Origin of the sequence: Dryocola baronae (assembly GCF_051297175.1) — a bacterium.
Lineage (GTDB): Bacteria > Pseudomonadota > Gammaproteobacteria > Enterobacterales > Enterobacteriaceae > Dryocola.
Genome location: NZ_JBINNY010000001.1, coordinates 2316933 through 2342547, shown reverse-complemented (window position 1 = coordinate 2342547; position 25615 = coordinate 2316933). Strand labels below are relative to the sequence as shown.

Sequence of the window (25615 nt, the reverse complement as noted above, 5' to 3'; positions counted from 1 at the left end):
CCTTAAACGCGTTCAATAATCAGTGCAATGCCCTGGCCCACGCCGATGCACATGGTGCAGAGCGCGTAGCGCCCGCCTGTGCGTTTTAGCTGGTACGCCGCCGCCATCGTCAGACGCCCGCCCGATGCGCCAAGCGGATGCCCAAGTGCGATGGCACCGCCGTTCGGATTAACGTGCTCCGCGTCGTCCGGCAGCCCCAGGTCGCGCATCACGGCCAGCGCCTGGGCGGCGAAAGCCTCGTTTAATTCAATCACATCCATCTGTCCGAGCGTTAATCCAGTTTGTGCCAGCACTTTGCGCACCGCCGGAGCCGGGCCGAAGCCCATAATGCGCGGCGCAACGCCCGCCGTTGCGACACCCACCACGCGCGCCAGCGGCTGCAGGCCATGGGTATTTAGCGCCTGCTCGCCCGCCAGCAGCAGCGCGCACGCGCCGTCGTTGACGCCGGACGCGTTGCCCGCCGTCACGCTGCCGTTTGCACCCACCACGCCTTTCAGCCTGGACAGTGCTTCCAGCGACGTTGATCGCGGGTGTTCGTCGCGGTCGAACAGCAGCGGATCGCCCTTGCGCTGCGGAATCGTAACGGGGATCAGCTCGTCGGCAAAGATGCCCATTTCCTGAGCGCGGGCGGTGCGGAGCTGGCTGCGTAGCGCGAAGGCGTCCTGGTCAGCCCGGCTGATGTTGAAATCCGTCGCCACGTTTTCGGCGGTTTCCGGCATGGAATCCACGCCGTAGCGCGCCTTCATCAGCGGGTTGATAAAGCGCCAGCCGATGGTGGTGTCTTCCATTTTCATGCTGCGGCTGAACGCGCTTTCCGCCTTGCCCATCACGAACGGCGCGCGGGACATGCTTTCTACGCCGCCCGCAATCATCAGTTCGGTTTCGCCGCTTTTTATTGCGCGAGCGGCAACGCCCAGGGCATCAAGGCTTGAGCCGCACAGGCGGTTGATGGTGCTGCCCGGCACGCTTTCCGGCAGGCCCGCCAACAGCAGCGCCATGCGCGCCACGTTGCGGTTGTCCTCCCCCGCCTGGTTGGCACAGCCGTAAATCACGTCGTCAACGCGCGACCAGTCAAGATTAGGATGACGTTCCAGCAGCGCTTTTAGCGGCAGTGCGGCGAGGTCGTCGCTGCGAAGGGAAGAAAGTGTACCGCCGTAGCGGCCAAACGGAGTACGCACTGCATCGCAGATAAATGCCTGATTCATCTTAGTTCCTTACGCGCTTTCTGCCAGTTGTTCGAAGCCGAGCTTGACCGGAGTGATCCGCTGTAGCTCTTCAAAAGAGAGGCCGTTGAAGATTTCCCGCACCACCGGGGCACCGTCAATAATGTCGATAACGGCGAGATCGGTATAAATGCGGCTGACGCAGCCGACGCCGGTGAGCGGATAGGTGCAGGCTTTAACGAGCTTGCTTTCGCCGTCGCGGGTCAGGTGGTCCATCATCACGAATACCTGGCGCGCGCCGATGGCGAGATCCATCGCGCCGCCGACGGCGGGAATGGCATCCGGCGCGCCGGTGCTCCAGTTGGCGAGATCGCCCGCTGCGGAAACCTGATACGCGCCCAGCACGCAGATATCAAGGTGGCCACCGCGCATCATCGCGAAGGAGTCGCCGTGATGAAAATAGCAGCCGCCGGTAAGCAGCGTGACGTGCTCTTTGCCCGCGTTAATCAGCTCCGGATCTTCTTCCCCCGGGAGCGGTTTAGGCCCCATGCCGAGCAGGCCGTTTTCGCTATGCAGGAAGATTTCTTTATCCGCAGGCAGGTAGTTTGCGATGCGGGTCGGCAGGCCGATGCCCAGGTTGACGTAAGCCCCTTCCGGGATGTCGCGCGCCACGCGCTGCGCCATTTCGTCACGAGTGAGTTTTTTCATCTTTGGGCTCCTTATGCGCTCTGGGCGAGGTCGGTCGGCGTTTCCAGCGAAACGACGCGCTGCACGAAGATCCCCGGCGTGATGACGTTTTCCGGGTCGAGATCGCCAAGCGTGACCAGGCGGCTGACCTCGGCAATCGTCGTGGCGGCGGCCGTGGCCATAATTGGCCCAAAGTTGCGCGCCGCCTTGCGGTAGACCAGGTTGCCCCAGCGGTCGCCCTCATGGGCTTTGATCAGCGCGAAGTCGGCCTTTAGCGGGTATTCAAGAACGTAGTGGCGGCCGTCGATTTCACGGATTTCTTTCCCCTCGGCCAGCGGCGTGCCGTAGCCCGTCGGGGTGAAAATTGCGCCAAGGCCAGCCCCGGCGGCCTGAATGCGCGCCGCGAGATTGCCCTGCGGCACCAGCTCAAGCTCGACTTTGCCACGGCGGTAGAGGTCGTCAAAAATCTGCGAGTCAACCTGGCGCGGGAACGAGCAGACCATTTTGCGCACGCGTCCGGCCTTCAGGAGCGCCGCCAGCCCCACTTCGCCGTTGCCCGCGTTGTTGTTGATGATGGTAAGGTCGCTCGCGCCCTGGGCAATCAGCGCGTCTATCAGCGCCGTGGGCTGCCCGGCGGTGCCAAAACCGCCGATCATGATGGTGGCACCGTCGTGAATTCCCGCGACGGCTTCCTCAAGCGTTGCCACGCTTTTATCGATCATCACTTGCTCCTTGATGTGCGGATATCGCACAAGTTTGCGTTCTTCGCACAAAATGTGACCCGCTTAACGAAGCTGGTCAAGGGCGATAATCGAAATATGGTGCGATAATCGAACATCATGTATGTTTGTCTTCAGAATGTGATCGATGACGAAAAATCGGGAGAGGAAGATGGAATTGCAGCGCGATGAACTGCCCGCGGGCGACGGCGATCCGTTTAAGGGCGACCCTAATTTTATGGCTTCGCTGGCGCGCGGTCTTGAGGTCATTCAGGCATTTACGCCGCAGCGGCGGCAGCTTTCCATTTCACAGATCAGCCAGAAAACCGGCATTCCGCGCGCGGCGGTGCGGCGCTGTCTGTATACGCTCGGCAAGCTCGGCTTTGTTTACGCTGAGGACGGCAAAAACTTCCAGCTGCGCCCGCGCATTTTGTCGCTCGGGCATGCTTATCTGGCTTCAACGCCGCTGGCAAAATCCACCCAGCCGGTGCTGAAACATTTAAGCGAGATGCTTAACGAGTCGTGCTCGATTGCCACGCTCGACGGTGACGATATTCTGTACATCGCGCGCGCGTCCAGCTCGCGAATTATGACGATCGATTTGGATATCGGCAGCCGCCTGCCCGCCTGGTCAACGTCGATGGGCCGCGTGCTGCTGAGCTATCTGCCGGAAGAGCAGCTGACGGATTTTCTGGGGCGCATCACGATGATTCGCTACACGCCGCAAACCGTGGATTCTGTGGCTAAGCTACGTGAGGAGCTAAAGCGCGTGCGCCAGCAGGGCTACGCGCTTAACGATCAGGAATTGGAAATGGGGCTGCGGTCAATTGCGGTGCCGCTGGTTAACCCGGAGGGCGCGGTGGTGGCGGCGCTAAACGTCGGCGTGCACGCGGGCCAGGTGTCCGCCGACGAGCTGCGCAGCCGCGTGCTGCCCAAGCTGCAGGAGGCGGCGCAGGAGCTTTCCCTGCTGTTGAAATAGCGGCTAGCGGCTGCGTTTGGCGTGGCGTTCCCAGTTGTCGAGCTTTGCCTGCGGCGATTTTTTTAGCGCCACATAGCAGGCTCCGCTGCCGCCGTGGTGCGGCATCGCGCAGCAAAACGCCTGCACCTCTTCAAATTCCGGCAGCCAGCGCGCCAGATAGCTGCGCACGACGTTTGCGTGCGAGCGGTCTTCGCGGCCTTTGCCGTGGACGATAAGCAGGTTACGCAGGCCGTCCTGCTTTGCCTGCTGAATGTAGGCGAACAGCATCTGGCGGCACTGTTCCACCGGCTGGCGCAGCAGGTTGAGGCTCGCTTCCTGACTGTATTTCCCCAGGCGAAGCTTGTCGAGCACCCCGGTTTGCAGCCCTTCGCGCCTGAATTCAAGCGGCGTGGCGAGGGGAAGCACGTCTAAGTAATCCGTGGTCAGGAAATTGTCGAGCTGAAGGGTATCGATTTTTTGCGGGGCTTTATCTTTCGCCGGTTTGAGCCACTGGCTGCTGGCGCAGTTTTTCAGCGGTTTGACATCCTCCATGGCGTCGAGAAACAGCGATTTGTCGTCAAGATTCATGGGAAGTCCTCCAGGCTCGTCATCGCTATGTACTATAACCGCCGATCTGGCCTTGCTCAACGTCGCCAGCATTTCCCGCCCGAACCGCGCGTGCAAATAATAATCGAATTGGTTATTTTTATTTCACTTATCGTTATGCAATAAATAAAACATGCCAAAGCGTGAATTTAATCACCTGTGAATTGCGCAAATTTTTCAGTTACGGCTATAAATGAATGTAGCCCGAATCAGGAATATAACAGGGTTCAATCAGGAAGCACTGCTGTGTGTACTGGGGTCTGACTGATGTCGTCAGGCCCCGTTTTTTAAATACAGCATATTTTATACTTCCATGTTTTTTTAGTTATTTAATTCCGTGAAAATGCTTATTATCGACACTGTCTTCTGAATTCGTTCATTAATGCAGCCATTAACGGCGTGGGAGGGTTTTCGGGCCTTAATCAATGAGATGGCTTCACAAACAGCACAGACATGAGGTATTTCCGTGCGTTATGTAACAGTGCGTTAAGCTGCTTAGAATAGCCTCCACTCAGCGTTGACATTGTGCTTTTATATTTAACTATTTATTTCATGCAGCGCGCGTTTATAGCGTGGCGATCGCTTCTGTCGAATACTGCAAACGATTTTCCCAACGGTCTTTCAAAAGTAAATTCACGATCGTAAGCGCCTTAATACCTACTACTAATGATGTCATCCGGTTCACGCTCGCCGATAGTCGAGAGCCTTTTATTCCGCTGTGTATCGACTTTTTTCATCATTACCGGCCTGCTGCAAAACTCGGCACCTGTTACTCTTTGGTATTATCCTACCCGCTAATCTTTTTGGGTGTCTGGCTGCTGCTTCTCGTGGCGTGGTATCTTATTGGCCTGCCGATCGGCCCGGGAGTGTACCCGCGCCCGCATTAAAGATGGAGCACATAATGCTGACACTGCTGGAAGAGAAGATTGCCACGCCGCTTGGGCCGCTGTGGGTCGTTTGTGATGAGCAATTCAGGCTGCGCGCCGTTGAGTGGGAAGAATATAGCGAGCGAATGGATCAGCTCTTAAATATTCACTACCGCGCGGAAGGCTATAAACGTGTCGGCAGCGTGAATCCCGGCGGGTTGAGCGACAGGTTACGCGACTACTTTGCTGGCGATCTGAGCGTCATCGAAACGCTGCCAACCGCAACGGCGGGAACACCTTTCCAGCGTGAGGTCTGGCAAACGCTTCGCACTATTCCCTGCGGGCAGGTTATGCATTATGGACAACTGGCCGAACAGCTCGGTCGCCCGGGGGCCGCGCGTGCCGTCGGTGCGGCAAATGGCTCAAACCCGATCAGCATCGTGGTGCCCTGCCATCGAGTTATCGGGCGAAACGGCACTATGACAGGGTATGCGGGCGGCGTGGGACGTAAAGAGTGGCTTTTGCGCCATGAGGGCTATTTGCTGCTGTAGGCCAGAACAAAGTCATAATTAAGCTAAAAATGCGGCAGCTATTCACAGTCTAAATACCATAGACCGTGAATTATCAATGAGATGGATACTAAAATCCGAATTTGTATACCAATATAGACTGAATGGTGTTTCACCATACTTACGTGCTCAGCAAAAAGATGTTAAAATTGACCAATATCAATTACGGCCTGAGCATATCTATGATCCCTGAAAAGCGAATTATTCGACGCATTCAGTCTGGCGGTTGTGCTATCCATTGTCAGGATTGCAGCATCAGCCAATTATGCATCCCTTTTACGCTCAACGAGCATGAGCTTGATCAACTTGATAACATTATCGAGCGCAAAAAGCCTATTCAAAAGGGGCAAACCCTGTTTAAAGCGGGTGACGAACTGAAATCGCTGTACGCCATTCGTTCAGGGACTATCAAAAGCTATACCATCACCGAACAGGGTGATGAGCAAATCACCGGTTTCCATCTGGCCGGTGACCTGGTTGGCTTTGACGCTATCGGCACGGGGCATCACCCGAGCTTTGCTCAGGCGCTTGAAACGTCAATGGTTTGCGAAATCCCGTTCGAAACGCTGGATGACCTCTCCGGCAAGATGCCGAACCTGCGCCAGCAAATGATGCGTTTGATGAGCGGCGAGATCAAAGGCGATCAGGATATGATTCTGCTGCTTTCCAAAAAGAATGCGGAAGAGCGCCTGGCGGCCTTCGTCTACAACCTTTCCCGTCGTTTCGCGCAGCGCGGTTTCTCACCTCGTGAGTTCCGTCTGACCATGACCCGTGGTGATATCGGTAACTATCTTGGCCTGACCGTTGAAACCATCAGCCGTCTGCTGGGTCGTTTCCAGAAAAGCGGCATGCTGGCGGTGAAGGGCAAGTATATTACGATCGAAAATATCGACCTTCTGGCACAACTCGCCGGACAATCTCGCAGCGTCGCCTGATAAACGCTATCCTTTGCCGGATCGATACATTTTTTCTATGTTTTTGATCCGGCAATGGCTTCTCACCTGTTTCATTCTCTTCTTATGGGTTAATCTTACTTAACAGACTGTGGTTAAGCAGTTGTAAGGAGACCTGTATGGCAAAGTATCAAAACATGCTAGTCGCGATTGATCCCAATCAGGACGATCAACCTGCCCTGCGGCGTGCTGTTTATTTGCATCAACGGATTGGCGGCAGAATAAAAGCGTTTTTGCCGATCTATGATTTCTCGTACGAGATGACCACCCTTCTGTCGCCTGATGAACGCACCGCAATGCGTAAGGGCGTGATTAGCCAGCGCGCGGCCTGGATTAAAGAACAGGCCCAGTATTATATCGAAGCCGGTGTGCCCATCGAAATTAAGGTGGTCTGGCACAACCGACCATTCGAAGCCATCATTCAGGAAGTGATTAGCGGCGGTCACGATCTGCTGTTAAAAATGACCCACCAACACGATAAGCTTGAAGCGGTTATCTTCACCCCTACCGACTGGCATCTGCTGCGCAAATGCCCGTGCCCGGTGTGGATGGTGAACGACCAGCCGTGGCCGGAAGGTGCGAAAGCGCTGGTGGCCGTAAACCTCGCGAGCGAAGAGCAGTATCACAACGCGCTCAACGAGAAGCTGGTGAAAGAGACTCTCCGCCTGGCGGACGACGTCAACCATACGGAAGTTCATCTGGTTGGGGCATATCCCGTTACGCCGATCAATATCGCTATCGAACTGCCTGATTTTGACCCAAGCGTGTATAACGACGCCATACGCGGCCAGCATCTTGTGGCGATGAAAGCCATTCGCCAGAAATTTGGCATCGATGAAAAAATGACGCACGTCGAAAAAGGCCTGCCCGAAGAGGTCATTCCCGATCTGGCGGAGCATCTACAGGCCGGTATCGTCGTGCTGGGTACGGTGGGCCGCACTGGCCTTTCCGCCGCCTTCCTCGGCAATACCGCCGAACAGGTTATCGACCATTTACGCTGCGACCTGCTGGTGATCAAGCCTGATTCATACCAGACGCCGGTCGAACTGGATGATGACGAAGACGATTAACCTTGCATCAATATAATGAAAGCCCGCCCGTGCAGAACATGGGCGGGCTTTTTGTTTGGCGGGTGCTTAATCTCATACCAGACACCAGCGTGGCGGGGATATCCCCCCGCCACTTACCTACTAAACTTCACATTTACGACTTATTACAGGCTAACGATGCCGCCATCTCCATGCCTCCTTTTCGGTAATGAAATTCACACAATGAATCCTTCACCAGAAAAATAATCATGAGGATTGTCAGACAGATAACAACCAAACTGAACAACCTGTTTTTTGACGACATCTTCGCCTCCTGCGTTGCAAATGCAAAATGAAGAGGCTACTATCATGTGGTCGAGCATGAGAGGGCCTCGGGTTGGTTTAACTAACTCGGGGCTTTTTTCTGTCCGCTTTTCACCTTCGGGTTCGAAGCATCCAGCTTCAGCACCCGGCGATATTTTACTCACCCGCCTAAGCTCACGCCAGATTTTTATTCCATAGATTCAAAAGGTTGTATGCAAAGTTGCATTCACATAAATAATCTTCAGGCGTAAAAAAACCGCCCCGGAAGGCGGTTTTGGGGAGCATCTCGCAAATCAGAGCGCTTTAAGGATGGCTTCCACGCTGGCTTTTGCATCGCCAAACAGCATCTGGGTGTTGTCTTTAAAGAACAGCGGGTTTTGCACACCGGCGTAGCCGGTATTCATCGAACGCTTAAAGACGATGACGTTTTGCGCCTTCCACACTTCCAGCACCGGCATACCGGCGATTGGACTACGCGGATCTTCCTGCGCCGCCGGGTTAACGGTGTCGTTTGCACCGATAACCAGCACGGTGTCGGTGTCGGCGAAATCGTCGTTGATCTCGTCCATCTCCAGCACGACGTCATACGGTACGCGAGCTTCGGCCAGCAGAACGTTCATGTGGCCCGGCAGACGACCGGCGACCGGGTGAATGCCGAAGCGCACCTTAATACCGCGCGCGCGCAGTTTTTCAGTGATTTCGGCAACCGGGTATTGTGCCTGTGCAACCGCCATGCCGTAGCCCGGAGTGATGATCACGGTGCTGGAGTTTTTCAGCATTTCTGCCGTTTCTTCCGCCGTTATTTCACGATGTTCCCCTGCTTCGTCGGTTTCACCGGTGGATGAACCATCGGTACCGAAACCGCCCGCAATCACGCTGATGAACGAACGGTTCATCGCTTTACACATGATGTAAGACAGGATCGCACCGGAAGAACCCACCAGCGCGCCGGTTACGATCAGCAGGTCATTGCTGAGCATGAAGCCCGCCGCCGCCGCCGCCCAACCTGAGTAGGAGTTCAGCATGGAAACCACAACCGGCATGTCCGCACCGCCGATGGAGGCCACCAGGTGCCAGCCGATGATCAGCGCAATGATGGTCATGATCAGCAGCGCCATCACCTGCAGACCCACGCTTTCGGTACGTACGAAAACGATCAGCAGCGCAAAAGAAGCGACTAATGCGGCAAGGTTCAGCTTGTGACGGTTAGGCAGCATCAGCGGCTTAGACGAAATCTTGCCGCGCAGTTTGCCAAACGCAACGATAGAACCCGTGAAGGTTACCGCCCCGATAAAGATACCGAGGAACACTTCCGTTAAGTGAATGTTTTCCATGACCGGCTCAAGGCCCGGCGCGTGATCGAGGTAGCTGTTAAAGCCAACCAGAACCGCAGCCAGACCCACGAAGCTGTGCAGAATCGCAACCAGCTCCGGCATTTCGGTCATTTCGACTTTTTTCGCAAGGTGCATACCAATCGCACCACCGATGACCATCGCCACGATGATCCACACCACGTTGCCCGTTTCCGGCCCGAAGATGGTTGCCACGAGGGCGATGGCCATACCGGCCATGCCGAACAGGTTGCCCTGCTTGGAGGTTTCGTGTTTGGACAGCCCGGCCAGGCTGAAAATAAACAGGATCGCGGCAACAATGTATGCAGCTGTAACTAATCCACCAGACATTTGTTACCCCTTAGTTCTTCCGGAACATTTTCAGCATGCGCTGAGTGACGGTGAATCCACCAAAAATATTAATACTGGCAATCAGCACGGCGATGAAGCTCAGGAAGCTCACCCAGCCGCCGTGACCGATCTGCAAAAGCGCGCCGACGACGATAATGCCTGAGATGGCGTTGGTGACCGACATCAGCGGGGTGTGCAGCGCGTGGGAAACGTTCCATACGACGTAATAACCCACCACGCAGGCCAGAGCAAACACGGTGAAGTGACCGAGGAACTCTTTTGGCGCGACGTCCGCAAGCCAGCCGAAAAGGATAATGGCCAGCGCCATAAACGCATATTTGCGCCACGGGGAAGCCGGTTTTTTCTCTTCAACGGGCGCTGCGGCCTTCGGCTGCGCCGCCTGAGGCTGCGCTGAAACCTGAATCGGTGGCGCAGGCCAGGTAACTTCGCCTTCGCGGATTACCGTAACACCGCGAATCACCACGTCTTCGAAATCAACGTTGATGTTGCCGTCTTTCTCTTTGCAAAGCAGTTTTAGCAGGTTGACAAGGTTGGTGCCGTACAGCTGTGACGATTGTGTAGGCAGGCGGCCCGGCAAATCGGTATAGCCGATTACGCGCACGCCGTTTGGCGTAACGGTAATTTTGTCGGCGACCGTATATTCACAGTTACCGCCATTTTGCGCCGCAAGGTCGACGATCACGCTGCCCGCCTGCATGGAATCAACCATTTCACGGGTGATGAGTTTTGGCGCTGGTTTGCCTGGGATCAGAGCGGTGGTGACAATAATATCGACTTCTTTCGCCTGGGCTGCGAACAGTTCCATTTCGGCTTTAATGAAGGCTTCGGACATGACTTTGGCATAGCCATCGCCGCTGCCCGCCTCTTCCTTAAAGTCGAGTTCGAGGAACTCGGCGCCCATACTCTGCACCTGTTCTTTTACTTCAGGACGAGTATCGAATGCGCGAACGATAGCACCGAGGCTATTTGCCGCACCAATCGCGGCAAGGCCTGCAACGCCCGCACCGATGACCATAACTTTAGCCGGAGGAACCTTACCCGCGGCGGTAATCTGGCCGGTAAAGAAGCGGCCAAATTCGTGAGCGGCTTCAACGATAGCCCGGTAGCCCGCGATGTTCGCCATTGAGCTTAGGGCATCGAGCGACTGCGCGCGCGAAATACGCGGGACAGAATCCATCGCCATCACGGTGACGTTGCGGGCGGCCAGCTTTTCAAGCAGCTCGGCATTTTGCGCGGGCCAGATAAAGCTAACCAGCGTAGTGCCTTCACGTATCAGCGCAATTTCGCTGTCCTGCGGGGCGTTTACTTTCAGGATGATGTCGGATTGCCAGACATCGTTTGTGTCGGTAACGGTGGCGCCTGCATGAATAAAAGCTTCATCATCAAAGCTTGCCAGCTTCCCTGCACCGCTTTCAACGGCAACTGTGAAGCCAAGTTTCAGCAGTTGTTCCACGGTTTTCGGTGTGGCAGCCACGCGGGATTCACCTGCCCACCGCTCTTTTGGTACACCAATACGCATAGTATTCCCTTCCATCTGTTTATTTTGATGGTTTGTCAGACGTTGCCGTAGCCAACTTTTATGCACGTTGCCTTTAGACCTGACAAACGTCATCTCCGTTACCACTTCAACAAAAATACATCTGTAACAAACTTTTTATAACCTACTGAAAATAACGCCTGTGATCTACATCATGATCGCAGTATTTGTATCTTTACCGCAAAATCTAAGCGTCAAGGCACTCAGGCAGCCTTTTTAAACTAAAATTCATCGCGCGGACCTGATATTACGCTTAAGCGAAGCGGCAAAACACGATTCTGCACCGCCCGAAAAGTCAGTTTTAACATTACATTAACTAATTAAGTCGTAAGCTTTATCGATTTTACTGTTCAAGACGCCAATTTAGAGACATATAATTTTTTGTTATGCAAATTCTACGGTTGCAGACCGTCTGTTTGAAAAATGGCGCAGACAGTCGTACTCATTCAGTGCAATAATCTGCCGCTTACAGGTAACTTCCAGAGAATGCGGTATTAGTATTCATTTTGCGCAAGGCGAAGGATTATTTTTATGAAGCTCAAGAACACCCTTCTGGCGTCAGCTCTTATTTCACTGACGACACTGTCTGCTCATGCAGCACAAGAACTGACTCCAGAACAAGCGGCCTCTCTTAAACCTTTTGATCGCATCGTGGTAACAGGTCGCTTTAACGCGATCAGCGATGCGGCTAAAGCCGTTTCTCGCCGTGCGGACGACGCAGGCGCCGCTTCTTTCTATATTCAAGATTTGAATGACACCGGCAACAGCGGCAACTGGCGCGTGGTCGCAGACGTATTCCACGCTGATGCGCCGAAAGCCGAAGAAAAAGGCAATCGTGTTATTAATGGCGTGATGGAACTGCCAAAAGACCAGGCCTATGTGCTGGAGCCTTACGATACCGTTACCGTTCAGGGTTTCTATCGCAGCCAGCCAGAGGTTAACGATGCCATTACCAAAGCCGCTAAAAAGAAAGGCGCTGCGTCTTTCTATATCGTGCGTCAGGTTGACGCCAACCAGGGCGGCAACCAGCGCATTACCGCTTTCATTTATAAAGCTGATGCGAAAAAACGCGTCGTGCAGAGTCCAGACGCAATCCCTGCGGATTCCGAAGCAGGTAAAGCAGCGCTTGCTGCTGGTGGCACTGCCGCTGCCAAAGTAGAGATTCCGGGCGTGGCAACATCTTCCATGCCAAGCAGCGACGTGGGCCGCTTCTTCGAAACTCAGTCATCCAAAGGCGGGCGTTACACTGTCACCCTGCCGGACGGCACTAAAGTCGAAGAGCTGAACAAAGTAACCGCCGCCCAAATGGTGCCTTTCGATAGCATCAAGTTTACCGGCAACTACAGCGGTATGACCGAAGTGTCTTACCAGGTTGCGAAGCGCGCCGCCAAGAAAGGGGCGAAGTTCTATCACGTTACCCGCCAGTGGCAGGAACGCGGTGGCAACATCACTATCAGCGCCGATCTTTATAAGTAATCAGCAGATAAATCTTAAGGGGCAGCTTTGGTTGCCCTTTTTTATGTCCTCTTTTTGCGCGATTAATCCAATTTATGGCGCATGTCATTGCAAGCAGAGTTCACACTCCGTAAAATTCCGCGCCTTAGCGTGATCCTCCATTTTTATGCGCCAAAGCATAATAATTATTCTGGGTCCTTTCTTACTTTTACTGGACACCTATGGAAAAGAAACTTGGCCTCGCCGCGTTAACCGCGCTGGTTCTCAGCTCAATGCTCGGCGCGGGGGTATTCAGCCTTCCGCAAAATATGGCAAGCGTAGCGAGTCCCGCGGCGCTGCTGATTGGCTGGACGATCACCGGTGTAGGCATCCTGCTGCTGGCCCTCGCGATGCTGGTTTTAACCCGTTTACGCCCTGATTTAGACGGCGGCATATTCACCTACGCCCGCGAAGGGTTTGGCGAGCTGATCGGGTTTTGCTCCGCCTGGGGCTACTGGCTGTGTGCGGTTATCGCTAACGTTTCCTATCTCGTCATCGTGTTCTCCGCTTTAAGCTTTTTCACCGACACGCCAGAGCTGCGTCTGTTCGGCGACGGCAACACCTGGCAATCCATTGTCGGCGCGTCGGTTCTGCTGTGGATGGTGCACTGGCTGGTGCTGCGCGGCGTGCAAACGGCGGCGAGCATTAATCTTGTCGCGACCCTCGCGAAGCTTCTGCCGCTTGGCATGTTTATCGTACTGGCAGCCATGGCGTTTCAGTTGCGAACGTTCAGCCTCGACTTCTCGGGTTTGGCGCTCGGCGTCCCGGTCTGGGAGCAGGTTAAAAACACGATGCTGATAACGCTTTGGGTGTTCATCGGCGTTGAAGGCGCGGTGGTGGTATCCGCCCGCGCGCGTAATAAGAAAGACGTTGGCCGCGCGACGCTGCTGGCGGTCATTGCCGCGCTGGGCGTTTATCTGCTCGTGACGCTGCTTTCGTTAGGCGTTGTAGCGCGCCCCGAGCTTGCCGGTATGCGTAACCCTTCCATGGCAGGCATTATGGTGGACATGATGGGGCCGTGGGGCGAAGTGATTATCGCCGCGGGTCTGATTGTTTCGGTCTGCGGCGCTTACCTGAGCTGGACAATTATGGCGGCGGAAGTGCCGCTGCTGGCGGCCACGCATAAAGCTTTCCCGAAAATCTTCGCCCGTCAGAATCAAAACAACGCGCCGTCCGCGTCGCTGTGGCTAACCAATATCAGCGTGCAGGTTTGCCTGGTGCTGATTTGGCTGACAGGGTCAGATTACAACACGCTGCTGACCATCGCCTCCGAGATGATTCTTGTGCCCTATTTCCTGGTGGGTGCATATTTATTGAAAATCTCTACCCGACCGTTGCACAAAGCAATCGGTCTTGGCGCATGTATTTACGGCCTGTGGCTGCTGTACGCCTCCGGCCCAATGCACCTGCTGCTTTCGGTGGTATTGTATGCGCCTGGTCTGCTGGTGTTTATGTATGCCCGCAGCACGCACACGCATGATATTAAGCTGAACATCCAGGAGAAAACGGTTATCGCTATGATACTGGTCGCCGCGTTTCCGGCGACGTGGATGCTGGTGAAATAACGATTCCCAGGCCTGCCTGCAACAAGGAACCATAAATGGATAAAGGGTTTCCCATCCGGCCCGTGCTGATTACCGGCGCTGGCCGCCGCATCGGGCTTGCGCTGGCGAAAGATCTTCTGGCGCGTCAGCAGCCGGTTATCGCCAGCTACAGAACACGCTACCCGGCCATTGATGAGCTCGAACAGGCCGGCGCACTCTGCCTGTTTGGCGATTTCTCTACCGACGACGGCATCAACGCCTTCGCCGCGAGCGTAATGGCTCACTGTTCCGGCCTGCGCGCCATTATTCATAACGCCAGCGCCTGGCAGGCAGAATCCCCCGCCGTTGCGCATAGCGACACACTTGCCGCTATGCTGCAGATTCACGTCAACGCCCCCTACCTTCTTAACCTTCAGCTTGAGCCGCTACTGCGCGGACACGGGCTGGCCGGTGCCGACATTATCCACTTCACCGATTACGTGGTGGAACGCGGCAGTGATAAACACATTGCCTACGCCGCAAGCAAAGCCGCTCTGGATAACCTCACCCGTTCCTTCGCCCGTAAGCTCGCGCCGGAAGTTAAAGTGAACGCGATTGCACCCGCGATGATCGTGTTCAACGAAGACGATGACGCCGACTACCGCAAAGAGGCGCTGAATAAGTCGCTTATGAAAATAGCGCCCGGTGAAAGCGAGATTGTCTCGCTGGTGAATTACCTGCTGGAAAGCAACTACGTTACCGGACGCACGCATGCGGTGGACGGCGGCCGCCCGCTGCGATAAATCTGTTTACCCTGCATTCATGGTGTAATAGATTCGCTCGGTGTATTTTCCCTTTTTCAGCTGACGTGCCGGGTTATGAACAAAATCGTATATGTGGAAGATGATCCAGAAGTGGGCGCGCTGATTGCCGCCTATTTGGGTAAACACGACATTGACGTCATCGTAGAAAGCCGTGGCGATCTTGCCGAAGCGGTAATCAAAGAACAGCAGCCTGACCTGGTCCTTTTAGACGTGATGCTGCCCGGCAAAGACGGCATGACGCTTTGCCGCGACCTGCGCCCGCAGTGGGACGGCCCCATCGTTTTGCTCACCTCCCTCGACAGCGACATGAACCATATTCTCTCGCTGGAAATGGGGGCTAACGATTACATTCTGAAAACGACGCCACCGGCCGTACTGCTGGCCCGACTGCGCCTGCATTTACGTCAGCGGATTTCCGCTCAGCATACCGTTGAAACCACATCGGGCGCGCTGAAGCCGCACAAGGCGATGCGCTTTGGCACCTTATGCATCGACCCGCTGAATCGCCAGGTCACGCTTGGCGAAGAGAACATTGCCCTTTCGACCGCCGACTTCGACCTGCTTTGGGAGCTTGCGACCCACGCGGGGCAGATTATGGACCGCGATGCGCTGCTTAAAAATCTGCGGGGCGTAAGCTACGACGGGATGGATCGCAGCGTCGACGTGGCGATTTCGCGCCTGCGCAAAAAACTGTATGACAGCGCCACCGAACCCTTCCGCATCAAAACGGTGCGCAACAAAGGCTACCTGTTCGCCCCGCACGCCTGGGAAAGTGAAGCCTGATGAAAAAGCTGTTCATCCAGTTTTATCTTCTGCTGTTTGTTTGCTTCCTGGTGATGACCATGCTGGTCGGGCTAGTGTATAAGTTCACCGCCGAGCGCGCGGGCCGCCAGTCGCTGGACGATTTGATGAAAAGTTCGCTGTATCTTATGCGCAGCGAACTGCGGGAAATCCCGCCCCGCGACTGGAACAAAACCATCAACGATCTCGATCTCAACCTGTCGTTCAAGCTAAACATCGAGCCGATGAGCAAATTCAAGCTCGATGAAATCACCTCGCGCCACCTGCGCGAAGGTGAAATCGTCGCCCTCGACGATGAGTACACCTTTATCCAGCGCATTCCCCGCAGCCACTATGTTCTGGCCGTCGGCCCTATTCCGTATCTGTTTTTCCTGCACCAGATGCGGCTGTTCGATATCGCGCTGATGGCGTTTATCGCGATTTCACTCGCCTTTCCCGTGTTCATCTGGATGCGCCCACACTGGCAGGACATGCTTAAGCTGGAAACCGCCGCCCAGCGGCTGGGCAAAGGGCATCTTGATGAGCGTATACATTTTGACAGCGCCTCCAGCTTCGAGCGGCTGGGAGTGGCCTTCAACCAGATGGCCGACAACATCAACGCGCTTATCGCCAGTAAAAAGCTGCTGATTGACGGCATCGCGCACGAGCTGCGCACGCCGCTGGTGCGCCTGCGCTACCGGCTGGAAATGAGCGATAACCTGACGGAAGACGAATCCCTGGCGCTTAACCGGGACATCGGCCAGCTGGAAGGACTTATCGACGAGCTGCTGACCTACGCGCGCCTTGACCGCCCGCAGACCGAACTGCACCTCTCGCAGGTCGACCTCCCGCACTGGCTGCAACACCACATTGAGGACGTTAGAATTATCCATCCGCATCGCCAAATTGAGCTTGAAAGCGCGGCGAACGGGGAGTTCGGGCAGATTGATTTGCGCCTCATGGAGCGGGTGATTGATAACTTAATCAATAACGCGCTGCGCTACAGCCAGCAGAAGCTGCGCGTCAGCCTGTTGCTGGACGGGCAAACCGCCCTTCTGCAGGTAGAAGACGATGGGCCCGGCATTCCTGAAGAAGAGAGCGAACACGTCTTCCAGCCTTTTGTGCGCCTGGACCCAAGCCGCGACAGAGCGACCGGCGGCTGCGGCCTCGGGCTGGCGATAGTGCATTCCGTGGCGGTAGCCATGGGCGGAATGGTTAGCGTAGACCGCAGCTCCCTGGGCGGCGCGCGCTTCCGTTTTAGCTGGCCCGTCAACGCTTTAACGACCCTTTCCCCGCCAGCCGTCTGAATCCCCCTTTCTCGCCTGCCTGACTACCGCTAACTCCGGTGGTCAGGTAGGCACCGCTGTGCTATAAACTATAAGTATGTTGTAACTAAAGTGGGTGCGCGATGGCTAATTATGACCTGATTGAAAGACTGACGACGACGTTTCGCGAGCTGGAGCGCGATCTGCTTACGCTGCGCGAGCAGTTGAATAGCTATCGCCCGCTGGTCGGACGGGTGTTTTCTCTTCCTGACGTGGAAAAAGGCCGCGAACACGACCCCCTAACGCAGATCGAGGTTAAGCAGCTTGTGGGCAAAGAGGCACACGAGGCTACGCTTGTGCACTTCACGCGCCTGTTCATCCAGCAGCAGTCCGAAAAAATCAGCAGCAAAGCCGCGGTGCGCCTGCCGGGCGCGGTCTGCTATGCCGTTAGCGCCGCAGAGTATCGCCAAACGCACGAACTCGTCGCCCGCATAAATCAGATCAAGCTCGCGCTGGAAAAAATCATCAGCGTCGACTCCGGGCTTGCCAGCGTGCAGCGCTTCGAGTGGGTGCACCGCCACATTCCTGGCCTGATTACGCTCAACGCCTATCGCGCCATCACCCTGGTCGATAACCCCACCACGCTGCGCTTTGGCTGGGCGAACAAGCAAATCATCAAGAACCTGACGCGGCACGAGGTCATGGTAATGCTGGAGAAAAGCCTGAAGGCTAACCGCGCCGTTCCGCCCTGGACGCGCGAACAGTGGGCAGAGCAGATCGAGCGGGAGTTAAACAGCGTGGCGATGCTGCCGGGGAGCGCAAAGCTTAAGATTAAGCGCCCGGTTAAGGTGCAGCCGGTGGCGCGGGTATGGTACCAGGAGCAGCAAAAGCAGATACAGCTCGCCTGCCCTTCACCGCTGGTCGTGTTGTGCCAGCGCGACAACGGCGAAGCGCCGCCGGAGATTGGCGAGCTGCTGAACTACGATGCGGATAACATTCGCCATCGCTACAGGCCGCAGGCGCAGTCTTTACGGCTGCTGATCCCACGGCTGCATTTGTATTGCGAGGAGTAAAAGGCGTTTCCGGTTGGCTTTCTATGACGGGTGGCACTTCGCTTACCACCCTACGGGATAAGTTTTAGCGCCCCCGAGGAGGCGCTAAAAACCTACGACTTCATGCTGCCAACCATCTCTTCCGGCCTGACCCAGGCGTCAAACTCGTCTTCGGTCAGGTAGCCGAGCTTCAGCGCTGAGGCCTTAAGCGTCAGCCCCTCTTTATGCGCCTTTTTGGCGATTTCAGCCGCCTTGTCGTAGCCGATATGCGTGTTGAGCGCCGTCACCAGCATCAGCGATTCGTTCAACAGCTGAGAAATGCGTTCCCGGTTTGGTTCAATGCCAACGGCGCAGTGGTCGTTAAAGCTCTCCATGCCGTCTGCCATCAGGCGAATCGATTGCAGGACATTATGGATCACCATTGGGCGATAGACGTTCAGCTCAAAGTTACCCGACGCGCCGCCCATGTTCACCGCCACGTCGTTACCCATCACCTGACAGCACAGCATGGTCATGGCTTCGCACTGCGTCGGGTTAACTTTACCCGGCATGATGGAGCTACCCGGCTCGTTTTCAGGAATCGCGATTTCGCCGATGCCGCAGCGCGGGCCCGACGACAGCCAGCGCACGTCGTTGGCGATTTTCATCAGCGAGGCGGCAAGGCCTTTCAGCGCCCCGTGGGCGTGGACCAGCGCGTCGCAGGTGGCGAGCGCCTCGAATTTATTCGGCGCGGTAACGAACGGCTGTTTGGTTATTTCCGCCAGCTCCTTCGCCACGCGCACGGCGTATTCTGGATGCGTATTCAGCCCCGTTCCGACCGCAGTTCCGCCCAGCGCTAGCTCCGCCACGTGCGGCAGGCTCTGTTCGATATGCTTCAGGTTGTGCTCAAGCATCGCCACCCAGCCGGAAATCTCCTGGCCAAGGGTCAGCGGCGTGGCGTCCTGCAGGTGGGTACGCCCTATTTTGACGATATCGCGGAAGGCCTCAGCCTTGCCGTTCAGGGTTTCCTTCAGCACTTTCAGCTGCGGGATAAGCTGCTCGCGCAAGGCTATAACGGTGGCAACGTGCATCGCGGTGGGGAAAACGTCGTTAGAACTTTGGCTTTTGTTAACGTCGTCGTTGGGATGAACCACCCGCTCCATGCCGCGCACGCCGCCGAGCAGCTCGCTTGCCCTGTTTGCCAGCACTTCGTTCATGTTCATATTGCTCTGCGTACCCGACCCCGTTTGCCAGATGGCGAGTGGGAACTCGTCGGGATGCTTGCCTGCCAGCACCTCGTCGGCGGCGGTGAGAATTGCGTTGCCGCGCTCAGCAGGAAGCAGGCCGAGATCCATGTTCACTTTTGCCGCCGCCCGCTTGGTCAATGCCAGCGCATGAATCAGCGCGGTGGGCATTTTCTCCGTCGAAATGCGGAAGTGCTCGAGCGATCGCTGGGTTTGCGCGCCCCACAGCCTGTCTGCCGGAACGTCGATAGATCCCATAGAGTCTTTTTCGATACGACTGGATGCCATTTCACTCTCCTTTTGAGCTGAAAAAAAACCGCCCAGGCGGGCGGTTTCAGAGTCTTACTTCACGCATCGCGTACACTGTGAGGCGTGAATTTTCTGGAAGAAGTCGTTGCCCTTGTCATCCACCAGAATGAAGGCCGGGAAGTCTTCTACCTCGATTTTCCAGATAGCTTCCATTCCCAGTTCGGGGTATTCCACGCAGGTCAGGCTTTTAATACTTTGCTGCGCCAGAACCGCCGCCGGGCCGCCGATGCTGCCCAGATAGAACCCGCCGTGCTTGTGGCAGGCGTCGGTGACCTGTTGGCTACGGTTGCCCTTCGCGAGCATCACCATGCTGCCGCCGTTGGCCTGCAGCAGATCCACGTAGGAATCCATGCGCCCCGCGGTGGTTGGGCCGAGCGAGCCAGACGCGTAGCCTTCCGGCGTTTTGGCCGGGCCCGCGTAGTAAATCGGGTGATCTTTCACGTACTGCGGCAGGCCCTCACCGCTGTCGATACGTTCTTTCAGCTTAGCGTGCGCAATGTCGCGTGCCACAATAATAGTCCCGCTCAGCGAAAGACGCGTAGAAACCGGGTATTGGGAAAGCTGTTTCAGGATTTCGCTCATCGGACGGTTCAGATCGACCTTCACCGCCTCGCCCTCACCCGCCTGACGCAGGTGCTGAGGAATGAACTTGCCGGGGTTGTGCTCAAGCTTTTCGATCCAGATACCGTCGCGGTTGATCTTAGCTTTGATATTGCGATCCGCAGAACAGGAAACGCCCATGCCAACCGGGCATGAAGCCCCGTGGCGCGGCAGGCGCACAACGCGAACGTCGTGAGCGAAGTATTTACCGCCGAACTGCGCGCCGAGGCCGAGATTTTGCGCTTCTTTCAGCAGCTCTTCTTCCAGCTGAATATCGCGGAAAGCCTGACCGTGCTCATTACCTTCGGTTGGCAGACCGTCATAATACTTGGTTGAGGCGAGCTTCACGGTTTTGAGCGTAGCTTCCGCGGACGTTCCGCCGATGACAAACGCTACGTGGTACGGCGGACAGGCCGCTGTGCCGAGGCTGCGCATTTTCTCAACCAGATAGTCCTTCAGCTTGCCGGGACTAAGCAGCGCCTTGGTTTCCTGGTAAAGGTAGGTTTTGTTCGCCGAACCGCCGCCCTTGGCGACGCAGAGGAATTTGTATTCGGCGCCGTCTACGCTGTAGAGGTCGATTTGCGCAGGCAGATTGGTGCCGGTGTTGACCTCTTTGTACATGTCGAGCGCGGCGTTCTGGGAATAGCGCAGGTTGTCCTCGATAAAGGTGTTGTACACGCCCTGTGACAGCGCGGCCTCATCGCCGCCGCCGGTCCACACGCGCTGGCCTTTTTTGCCCATGATGATGGCGGTGCCGGTGTCCTGACAGGTCGGCAGAATGCCCTTCGCGGCGATCTCGGAGTTGCGCAGGAACTGCAGCGCGACGTATTTGTCGTTTTCGCTGGCTTCAGGGTCGTTAAGGATATCGGCGACCTGCTGTTGGTGCGCCGGGCGCAGCATAAAAGAGGCATCGTGGAAGGCGTGTTGAGCAAGAAGCGTCAGGGCCTGAGGGGCGACTTTCAGGACTTCCTGCCCTTCGAACTCGGAGACGGATACGTAATCTTTGCTTAGCAGGTAATACTCAGTTTCATCTTTTTTTAACGGGAACGGCTCTTGATAATGAAAGGCTTTATTCGACATTGTTCTCTCACTTACGACATCAGCTACGTTAATTGATTGTTTTCCGGCGCCATCTTGCGCCTTGTTAAAAAATGAATCACAACATGCTACACAATTTTTTAACAAAAACTGAGACTAATACGACTTTTTGATCCCCTGGTTACTTCCTCGGGGATAATTGGTTTAATACTCGGAATCTTATCTACATTACATCAGGGCTTGATAATGCAAAAATTAATCAACTCAGTGCAAAACTATGCATGGGGAAGCAAAACTGCGTTAACGGAACTTTACGGCGTGCAGAACCCGGACAACCTGCCAATGGCAGAGCTGTGGATGGGCGCGCACCCGAAAAGCAGCTCAAAAGTGTTGGAGAACGGTCAACCGCGCTCCCTGCGTGAAGTGATTGACGCAGATCAGGCTTCCGCTCTGGGCAAGGCCGTTGCAGATCGTTTTGGCGAGCTGCCATTCCTGTTCAAAGTGCTCTGTGCCGATCAGCCGCTTTCCATTCAGGTGCATCCGAATAAGAAGGCCTCTGAGATTGGCTTCGCAAAAGAAAACGCCGACGGCATTCCGCTGGACGCCGCCGAACGTAACTACAAAGACCCGAACCACAAGCCGGAGCTGGTTTTTGCCCTGACCCCATTCCTCGCGATGAACGCCTTCCGCGAGTTCTCCCAAATCGTTTCTCTGCTACAGCCCGTTTCCGGCGCGCACAGCGCGATTGCGCACTTCCTGCAGGAGCCGGGTGCCGAACGTCTGTCCCAGCTTTTCGCCAGCCTGCTGAACATGCAGGGCGATGAGAAATCCCGCGCCCTTGCCGTACTGAAAGCGGCGCTCAACAGCCAGCAGGGCGAGCCGTGGGAAACTATCCGCGTCATTTCCGAGTTCTACCCGGACGACAGCGGCCTCTTCTCCCCGCTGCTGCTGAACGTGGTGAAGCTTGCGCCAGGCGAAGCCATGTTCCTGTTTGCAGAAACCCCGCACGCTTACCTGAAAGGCGTTGCGCTGGAAGTCATGGCCAACTCCGATAACGTGCTGCGCGCGGGCCTGACGCCGAAGTACATCGACATCCCTGAACTGGTCGCCAACGTTAAATTTGAGCCAAAACCGGCCGCTGAACTGCTGACCCAGCCGCAGCAGAAAGGTAGCGAGCTGGACTTCCCGATCCCCGTTGAAGATTTTGCTTTCTCGCTGCACGACCTCAGCGCCACGCCTGCCGAACTGGCGCAGGAGAGCGCCGCTATCGTGTTCTGCGTGGAAGGCGAAGCGGTGCTCAGCAAGGGCGACCAGCAGCTCGCGCTTAAGCCAGGCGAATCCGCGTTCATCGCCGCCAACGAATCACCGGTTCTTGCCAGCGGCGTCGGTCGCGTTGCCCGAGTGTTTAACAAGCTCTGAGTAAAGTAACTTACTGATCTTTTACGTATGGGTTGCTAAGCTTACAGCGATAGTTTTCTAAAACGCCTGCGGGCGTTTTTCATTGGACGGTCAGGGGAAATCTGGCCGCCGCTTCAAAATGGACAGGACACGATGAAAAAATCTCTGGTTGCGGTAGGTGTGATTGTTGCGCTGGGCGTGGTGTGGACGGGCGCGGCCTGGTACACCGGTAAACAGCTTGAAGGGCGTATGGCCGAGATGATCGGCAACGCGAACGGCGAGTTAAACAGAGCGTCGCCGGAAGCGGGCCTGACGCTGAGCTACCAGAATTATCATCGTGGACTTTTCCACAGCAGCATGGAGCTGGTCGTGAAGCCAACGGCCGGCACGCAGAGCGCTTTCCTGAAGCCCGACCAGAGCGTGGTGTTTGCTGAAACCATCGATCACGGTCCTTTCCCGTTCGCCCAGCTGAAAAAATTCAACCTGATCCCGAGCATGGCTTCCATTCGCACCGTGCTGGTCAACAACCCAACCACCAAGCCGCTGTTTGACATCACTAAAGGCCAGTCCTTTATCGATGCGCAAACGCGCGTGGGCTACAGCGGCGCGACCTCTTCCGACATCGATCTCCTGCCGCTGAACTATGAAAACGGTCAGGAAAAAGTCGCCTTTAGCGGCGGCCAGTTCACCGCTGACGTAGACGGTGAAGGCAACAAAATCGCCCTCAATGGCGAAGCGGAAAGCGGCCTTGTCAACACCGTCAACCAGTACGGCCAGCACGTGCAGATGACCTTTAACGGCGTCAAAACCGAAGGCAACAGCTCGCGCAGCGACTTTGACGAGCGCGTGGGCGAACAGAAAGCCTCCATCGATAAGCTTGCCATCGCCGTTGAAGGCAAAGAAATGGCGGTGTTCGAAGGCTTTAAGCTGAACGCGAAATCCGAAATTCAGGACGATAAAAAACATCTCGCCGGACAGATCGATTACTCCATCGATGCGCTGAAGGTGCAGAACCAGAATATGGGCAGCGGCAAGCTGACGCTGAAAGTCGGCAATATCGACGGTGCCGCCATGCACGAATTCAGCCAGAAATATAACGCGGAATCCCAGAAACTGCTGGCCGACCCGGCGGTGATGGAAAACCCAGAAGTTTATCAGCAAAAGGTGATTGAAGTGTTTGCGGCGAACTTCCCGCTGCTGTTGAAAGGCAACCCGGTGGTTACCGTGGCCCCGCTGAGCTGGAAAAACGACAAGGGCGAAAGCACCTTCAACCTTTCCCTGTTCCTGAAAAACCCGGAAGGCGCGACGGGTGAAGTCACCACCCCTGAGCAGCAGCTCGATCGCGTGGTGAAGTCCCTCGACGGCAAGCTGGTGATCCCAATGGACATGGCGACCGAGCTGATGACCCAGGTTGCACAGCTGGAAGGCTACAAGCAGGAAGATGCGGCGAAGCTTGCAGGCCAGCAGATTAAAGGCCTGGCGGCGATGGGCCAGATGTTCCGCGTGACCACGATGGAAGACAACAGCATCGTTTCCAGCCTGCAGTATGCAAACGGCCAGGCGACGCTGAACGGTCAGAAAATGTCGTTGGGCGATCTGGTGGGGATGTTCGGCCTGCCGGGTACCGACGTTGCGCCTCCAGCGCCAGAGCTTGAAGCGCCTGCTCCGGCACAGCCGCAGCAGTAAGTTCAAACACTTACCCGTCCTGCTAATTTTGTAGGGCGGGTAAGCGCAGTATCACCCGCCAGACCGCAACACAAAAAACGCAACCAATAACCTCAGCTATTCCGCACCACCAGCCGCGCGGGCATTATCTGGCTACGCGCCTCCTCATCCCCGTTTTTTGCTCGCTCCAGAATGCGCAGCCCTGCACTGCGGCCTATCTCCCGCGCGGGCGTTGAAACCCACGTCAGCGGCAGATCGTCCAGCTCTTCATCCATGACCTCGGCAAAAGCGGCCAGCGCAACGTGCCGGTCGTAGTAGCTGTCCATACTCCCTTCTCCGCTCTGCCTGCCCGCGCGCAGCAGGCCAAACCACGCGCCCATGGCGATGGTATTGTTATGGCACAGCACGGCGGTAATGCTCGGATTGTGGTGCAGCAAGGTGGTAATGGCGTCTGCCGCCTGCTTCTGGCTAGATTCGCATTCAACAATCCAGTCGCTGTGGAACGGCAGGCCGTATTTGAGGAGCGTCGAACAGTAGCCGCCGAGGCGTTCGGCGCGGGTTAAGGACGAGCCTCTGCCGCCGAGCCAGGCGATTCGCTGATGCCCGCGTTTAATAAGATGTTCGGTCACCAGCTGCGCGGCCTGCATATTGTCCGGGCGGATAATATCGGCTTCGTCGAGGTAGCTCGCGCGTGATGCAAAGACCAGCGGCAGATGCTTTTGTTCCGCCAGCTCGCGCAGCTCCGCGCCCTGACCTGCCGCACCGGCGATAATAATGCCGTCCACGCCCTGTGAAACGAGCGTTTCGAAGCAGCGCTGCATGTGTTGCCCATTCGACCCGCTCTGCGTCAGAAACAGCAGCATCCCCTGCTTTTCCAGCTCGTCCGTAAGCCCAGCCGTCAGCTCCGCGTAAAAAGGATTGCACAGATCGCGCACGATCAGACCAATGACGCCGCTCAGCCCGCCGCGTAGCGACGCCGCCTGGCGGTTGCGCACGAAGCCAAGCTTTTCGATAGCTTCATTAACCCGTAGCCCGGTGGCGCTTGATATTCGACCTTTTCCGCTCAGCACCAGCGAGACGGTGGTAACGGAAACGCCTGCGGCATCGGCTACATCATTAATGGTGATCTTTTTGGCCAGGGAAGTCATTGGTAAAACGGGTCCTCCGTGATTCAGGTAAAGCTACGGGTAAAACGTTTTACCCAAGAGTCAGTATTAAGCACTCTGTATCGTATATATTCTGTGATCCAGTGCGCAATAAAATCTGATAAAACGTTTTATCATCCGCTCCGTTTCGTACAGTAATTAACTTTAATCAACCAGGGTACAGGA

22 protein-coding genes and 1 pseudogene are annotated in these 25615 nt (G+C 55.9%); 13 read left to right on the top strand and 10 right to left on the bottom strand.

Annotation, left to right across the window (positions count from 1 at the left end; all coding sequences use genetic code 11):
- Positions 1-2: 2 nt before the first annotated feature.
- Genes pcaF through ACSPHG_RS11035 form a run of 3 tightly spaced genes read right to left on the bottom strand, consistent with a single transcriptional unit; the run spans position 3 to position 2572 of the window.
- Complete coding sequence (gene pcaF / locus ACSPHG_RS11045; protein ID WP_435953510.1) at positions 3-1205, bottom strand: 3-oxoadipyl-CoA thiolase; 1203 nt, start codon at positions 1203-1205, stop codon at positions 3-5.
- A gap of 9 nt (positions 1206-1214) precedes the next feature.
- Entirely contained in the window at positions 1215-1871 is a 657-nt protein-coding gene (locus tag ACSPHG_RS11040) for a 3-oxoacid CoA-transferase subunit B (protein ID WP_435953509.1), read from the bottom strand.
- An 11-nt stretch (positions 1872-1882) separates the two neighbouring features.
- Complete coding sequence (locus ACSPHG_RS11035) at positions 1883-2572, bottom strand: 3-oxoacid CoA-transferase subunit A (protein WP_435953508.1); 690 nt, start codon at positions 2570-2572, stop codon at positions 1883-1885.
- 169 nt (positions 2573-2741) lie between these two features.
- Here ACSPHG_RS11035 and ACSPHG_RS11030 point away from each other — a divergent pair, with 169 nt between their 5' ends.
- Complete coding sequence (locus ACSPHG_RS11030) at positions 2742-3548, top strand: IclR family transcriptional regulator domain-containing protein (RefSeq protein ID WP_435953506.1); 807 nt, start codon at positions 2742-2744, stop codon at positions 3546-3548.
- A 3-nt stretch (positions 3549-3551) separates the two neighbouring features.
- Here ACSPHG_RS11030 and smrA read toward each other — a convergent pair whose 3' ends face one another.
- Complete coding sequence (smrA, locus tag ACSPHG_RS11025) at positions 3552-4115, bottom strand: DNA endonuclease SmrA (RefSeq protein WP_435953505.1); 564 nt, start codon at positions 4113-4115, stop codon at positions 3552-3554.
- Positions 4116-4807: 692 nt separating this feature from the next.
- Between smrA and ACSPHG_RS11020 the strand changes: the two are divergent.
- The 4 genes and pseudogenes from ACSPHG_RS11020 to uspE all read left to right on the top strand — a co-directional run.
- Positions 4808-5020 (top strand): annotated as a pseudogene (locus tag ACSPHG_RS11020) (AbgT family transporter); the annotation flags it as partial.
- Between the two features lie 14 nt (positions 5021-5034).
- On the top strand, positions 5035-5550 hold the full coding sequence (gene ogt / locus ACSPHG_RS11015; protein ID WP_435953504.1) for a methylated-DNA--[protein]-cysteine S-methyltransferase: 516 nt from the start codon (positions 5035-5037) through the stop codon (positions 5548-5550).
- A gap of 200 nt (positions 5551-5750) precedes the next feature.
- Entirely contained in the window at positions 5751-6503 is a 753-nt protein-coding gene (gene fnr, locus ACSPHG_RS11010) for a fumarate/nitrate reduction transcriptional regulator Fnr (protein ID WP_435955998.1), read from the top strand.
- 137 nt (positions 6504-6640) lie between these two features.
- Positions 6641-7591, top strand: a complete 951-nt coding sequence (gene uspE / locus ACSPHG_RS11005) for a universal stress protein UspE (RefSeq protein WP_435953503.1) — start codon at positions 6641-6643, stop codon at positions 7589-7591.
- A gap of 133 nt (positions 7592-7724) precedes the next feature.
- Here uspE and ACSPHG_RS11000 read toward each other — a convergent pair whose 3' ends face one another.
- The 3 genes from ACSPHG_RS11000 to pntA form a co-directional block, all read right to left on the bottom strand.
- On the bottom strand, positions 7725-7874 hold the full coding sequence (locus ACSPHG_RS11000) for a Hok/Gef family protein (protein ID WP_435953502.1): 150 nt from the start codon (positions 7872-7874) through the stop codon (positions 7725-7727).
- Between the two features lie 292 nt (positions 7875-8166).
- Positions 8167-9555 (bottom strand): Re/Si-specific NAD(P)(+) transhydrogenase subunit beta, encoded by a 1389-nt coding sequence (pntB, locus tag ACSPHG_RS10995; RefSeq protein WP_435953501.1) that lies wholly within the window; start codon positions 9553-9555, stop codon positions 8167-8169.
- A gap of 10 nt (positions 9556-9565) precedes the next feature.
- Positions 9566-11095 carry a Re/Si-specific NAD(P)(+) transhydrogenase subunit alpha gene (pntA, locus tag ACSPHG_RS10990; RefSeq protein WP_435953499.1) on the bottom strand — a complete coding sequence of 510 codons (1530 nt, stop codon included), beginning with the start codon at positions 11093-11095 and terminating at the stop codon, positions 9566-9568.
- 549 nt (positions 11096-11644) lie between these two features.
- On the opposite strand from pntA, the gene ydgH reads away from it, so the two are divergent.
- From ydgH to tus, 6 genes are all read left to right on the top strand, one after another.
- Positions 11645-12589 carry a DUF1471 family protein YdgH gene (ydgH, locus tag ACSPHG_RS10985; protein WP_435953498.1) on the top strand — a complete coding sequence of 315 codons (945 nt, stop codon included), beginning with the start codon at positions 11645-11647 and terminating at the stop codon, positions 12587-12589.
- Between the two features lie 200 nt (positions 12590-12789).
- Positions 12790-14172 carry an amino acid permease gene (locus ACSPHG_RS10980; protein ID WP_435953497.1) on the top strand — a complete coding sequence of 461 codons (1383 nt, stop codon included), beginning with the start codon at positions 12790-12792 and terminating at the stop codon, positions 14170-14172.
- Positions 14173-14207: 35 nt separating this feature from the next.
- Positions 14208-14933, top strand: a complete 726-nt coding sequence (gene folM, locus ACSPHG_RS10975) for a dihydromonapterin reductase (RefSeq protein ID WP_435953496.1) — start codon at positions 14208-14210, stop codon at positions 14931-14933.
- Between the two features lie 75 nt (positions 14934-15008).
- Positions 15009-15737: a two-component system response regulator RstA gene (gene rstA, locus ACSPHG_RS10970; protein WP_435953495.1), complete on the top strand. Its 729-nt coding sequence runs from the start codon at positions 15009-15011 to the stop codon at positions 15735-15737.
- A complete protein-coding gene (rstB, locus tag ACSPHG_RS10965) occupies positions 15737-17041 on the top strand; it encodes a two-component system sensor histidine kinase RstB (RefSeq protein WP_435953494.1) in 1305 nt (434 codons plus the stop codon). The genes rstA and rstB overlap by 1 nt, the downstream gene beginning before the upstream one ends.
- A 101-nt stretch (positions 17042-17142) precedes the next feature.
- Positions 17143-18072: a DNA replication terminus site-binding protein gene (tus, locus tag ACSPHG_RS10960; RefSeq protein ID WP_435953493.1), complete on the top strand. Its 930-nt coding sequence runs from the start codon at positions 17143-17145 to the stop codon at positions 18070-18072.
- A gap of 92 nt (positions 18073-18164) precedes the next feature.
- Here tus and fumC read toward each other — a convergent pair whose 3' ends face one another.
- Both fumC and fumA read right to left on the bottom strand, forming a co-directional pair.
- The gene (fumC, locus tag ACSPHG_RS10955; RefSeq protein ID WP_435953492.1) at positions 18165-19562 is read right to left on the bottom strand and encodes a class II fumarate hydratase; all 1398 of its coding nucleotides are present in this window, start codon (positions 19560-19562) and stop codon (positions 18165-18167) included.
- Positions 19563-19616: 54 nt separating this feature from the next.
- Positions 19617-21263, bottom strand: coding sequence for a class I fumarate hydratase FumA (gene fumA / locus ACSPHG_RS10950; protein ID WP_435953491.1), 1647 nt, complete (start codon positions 21261-21263; stop codon positions 19617-19619).
- A 204-nt stretch (positions 21264-21467) separates the two neighbouring features.
- Between fumA and manA the strand changes: the two genes are divergently transcribed.
- Entirely contained in the window at positions 21468-22640 is a 1173-nt protein-coding gene (gene manA, locus ACSPHG_RS10945; RefSeq protein WP_435953490.1) for a mannose-6-phosphate isomerase, read from the top strand.
- Between the two features lie 132 nt (positions 22641-22772).
- On the top strand, positions 22773-24305 hold the full coding sequence (locus tag ACSPHG_RS10940) for a YdgA family protein (RefSeq protein ID WP_435953489.1): 1533 nt from the start codon (positions 22773-22775) through the stop codon (positions 24303-24305).
- Positions 24306-24397: 92 nt separating this feature from the next.
- Here ACSPHG_RS10940 and ACSPHG_RS10935 read toward each other — a convergent pair whose 3' ends face one another.
- Entirely contained in the window at positions 24398-25432 is a 1035-nt protein-coding gene (locus tag ACSPHG_RS10935; RefSeq protein WP_435953488.1) for a Mal regulon transcriptional regulator MalI, read from the bottom strand.
- Positions 25433-25615: the final 183 nt, after the last annotated feature.

Bases quoted from the DNA above. Each gene is read 5' to 3' on its own strand.
- fumA (WP_435953491.1), bottom strand. From the start codon at position 21,263: ATGTCGAATAAAGCCTTTCATTATCAAGAGCCGTTCCCGTTAAAAAAA.
- tus (WP_435953493.1), top strand. From the start codon at position 17,143: ATGGCTAATTATGACCTGATTGAAAGACTGACGACGACGTTTCGCGAG.
- ACSPHG_RS10935 (WP_435953488.1), bottom strand. From the start codon at position 25,432: ATGACTTCCCTGGCCAAAAAGATCACCATTAATGATGTAGCCGATGCC.
- manA (WP_435953490.1), top strand. From the start codon at position 21,468: ATGCAAAAATTAATCAACTCAGTGCAAAACTATGCATGGGGAAGCAAA.
- ACSPHG_RS10980 (WP_435953497.1), top strand. From the start codon at position 12,790: ATGGAAAAGAAACTTGGCCTCGCCGCGTTAACCGCGCTGGTTCTCAGC.
- smrA (WP_435953505.1), bottom strand. From the start codon at position 4,115: ATGAATCTTGACGACAAATCGCTGTTTCTCGACGCCATGGAGGATGTC.
- ACSPHG_RS10940 (WP_435953489.1), top strand. From the start codon at position 22,773: ATGAAAAAATCTCTGGTTGCGGTAGGTGTGATTGTTGCGCTGGGCGTG.
- fnr (WP_435955998.1), top strand. From the start codon at position 5,751: ATGATCCCTGAAAAGCGAATTATTCGACGCATTCAGTCTGGCGGTTGT.
- uspE (WP_435953503.1), top strand. From the start codon at position 6,641: ATGGCAAAGTATCAAAACATGCTAGTCGCGATTGATCCCAATCAGGAC.
- ACSPHG_RS11035 (WP_435953508.1), bottom strand. From the start codon at position 2,572: ATGATCGATAAAAGCGTGGCAACGCTTGAGGAAGCCGTCGCGGGAATT.
- fumC (WP_435953492.1), bottom strand. From the start codon at position 19,562: ATGGCATCCAGTCGTATCGAAAAAGACTCTATGGGATCTATCGACGTT.
- folM (WP_435953496.1), top strand. From the start codon at position 14,208: ATGGATAAAGGGTTTCCCATCCGGCCCGTGCTGATTACCGGCGCTGGC.
- rstA (WP_435953495.1), top strand. From the start codon at position 15,009: ATGAACAAAATCGTATATGTGGAAGATGATCCAGAAGTGGGCGCGCTG.
- ACSPHG_RS11000 (WP_435953502.1), bottom strand. From the start codon at position 7,874: ATGTCGTCAAAAAACAGGTTGTTCAGTTTGGTTGTTATCTGTCTGACA.
- ogt (WP_435953504.1), top strand. From the start codon at position 5,035: ATGCTGACACTGCTGGAAGAGAAGATTGCCACGCCGCTTGGGCCGCTG.
- ACSPHG_RS11040 (WP_435953509.1), bottom strand. From the start codon at position 1,871: ATGAAAAAACTCACTCGTGACGAAATGGCGCAGCGCGTGGCGCGCGAC.
- pntB (WP_435953501.1), bottom strand. From the start codon at position 9,555: ATGTCTGGTGGATTAGTTACAGCTGCATACATTGTTGCCGCGATCCTG.
- ydgH (WP_435953498.1), top strand. From the start codon at position 11,645: ATGAAGCTCAAGAACACCCTTCTGGCGTCAGCTCTTATTTCACTGACG.
- rstB (WP_435953494.1), top strand. From the start codon at position 15,737: ATGAAAAAGCTGTTCATCCAGTTTTATCTTCTGCTGTTTGTTTGCTTC.
- ACSPHG_RS11030 (WP_435953506.1), top strand. From the start codon at position 2,742: ATGGAATTGCAGCGCGATGAACTGCCCGCGGGCGACGGCGATCCGTTT.
- pntA (WP_435953499.1), bottom strand. From the start codon at position 11,095: ATGCGTATTGGTGTACCAAAAGAGCGGTGGGCAGGTGAATCCCGCGTG.
- pcaF (WP_435953510.1), bottom strand. From the start codon at position 1,205: ATGAATCAGGCATTTATCTGCGATGCAGTGCGTACTCCGTTTGGCCGC.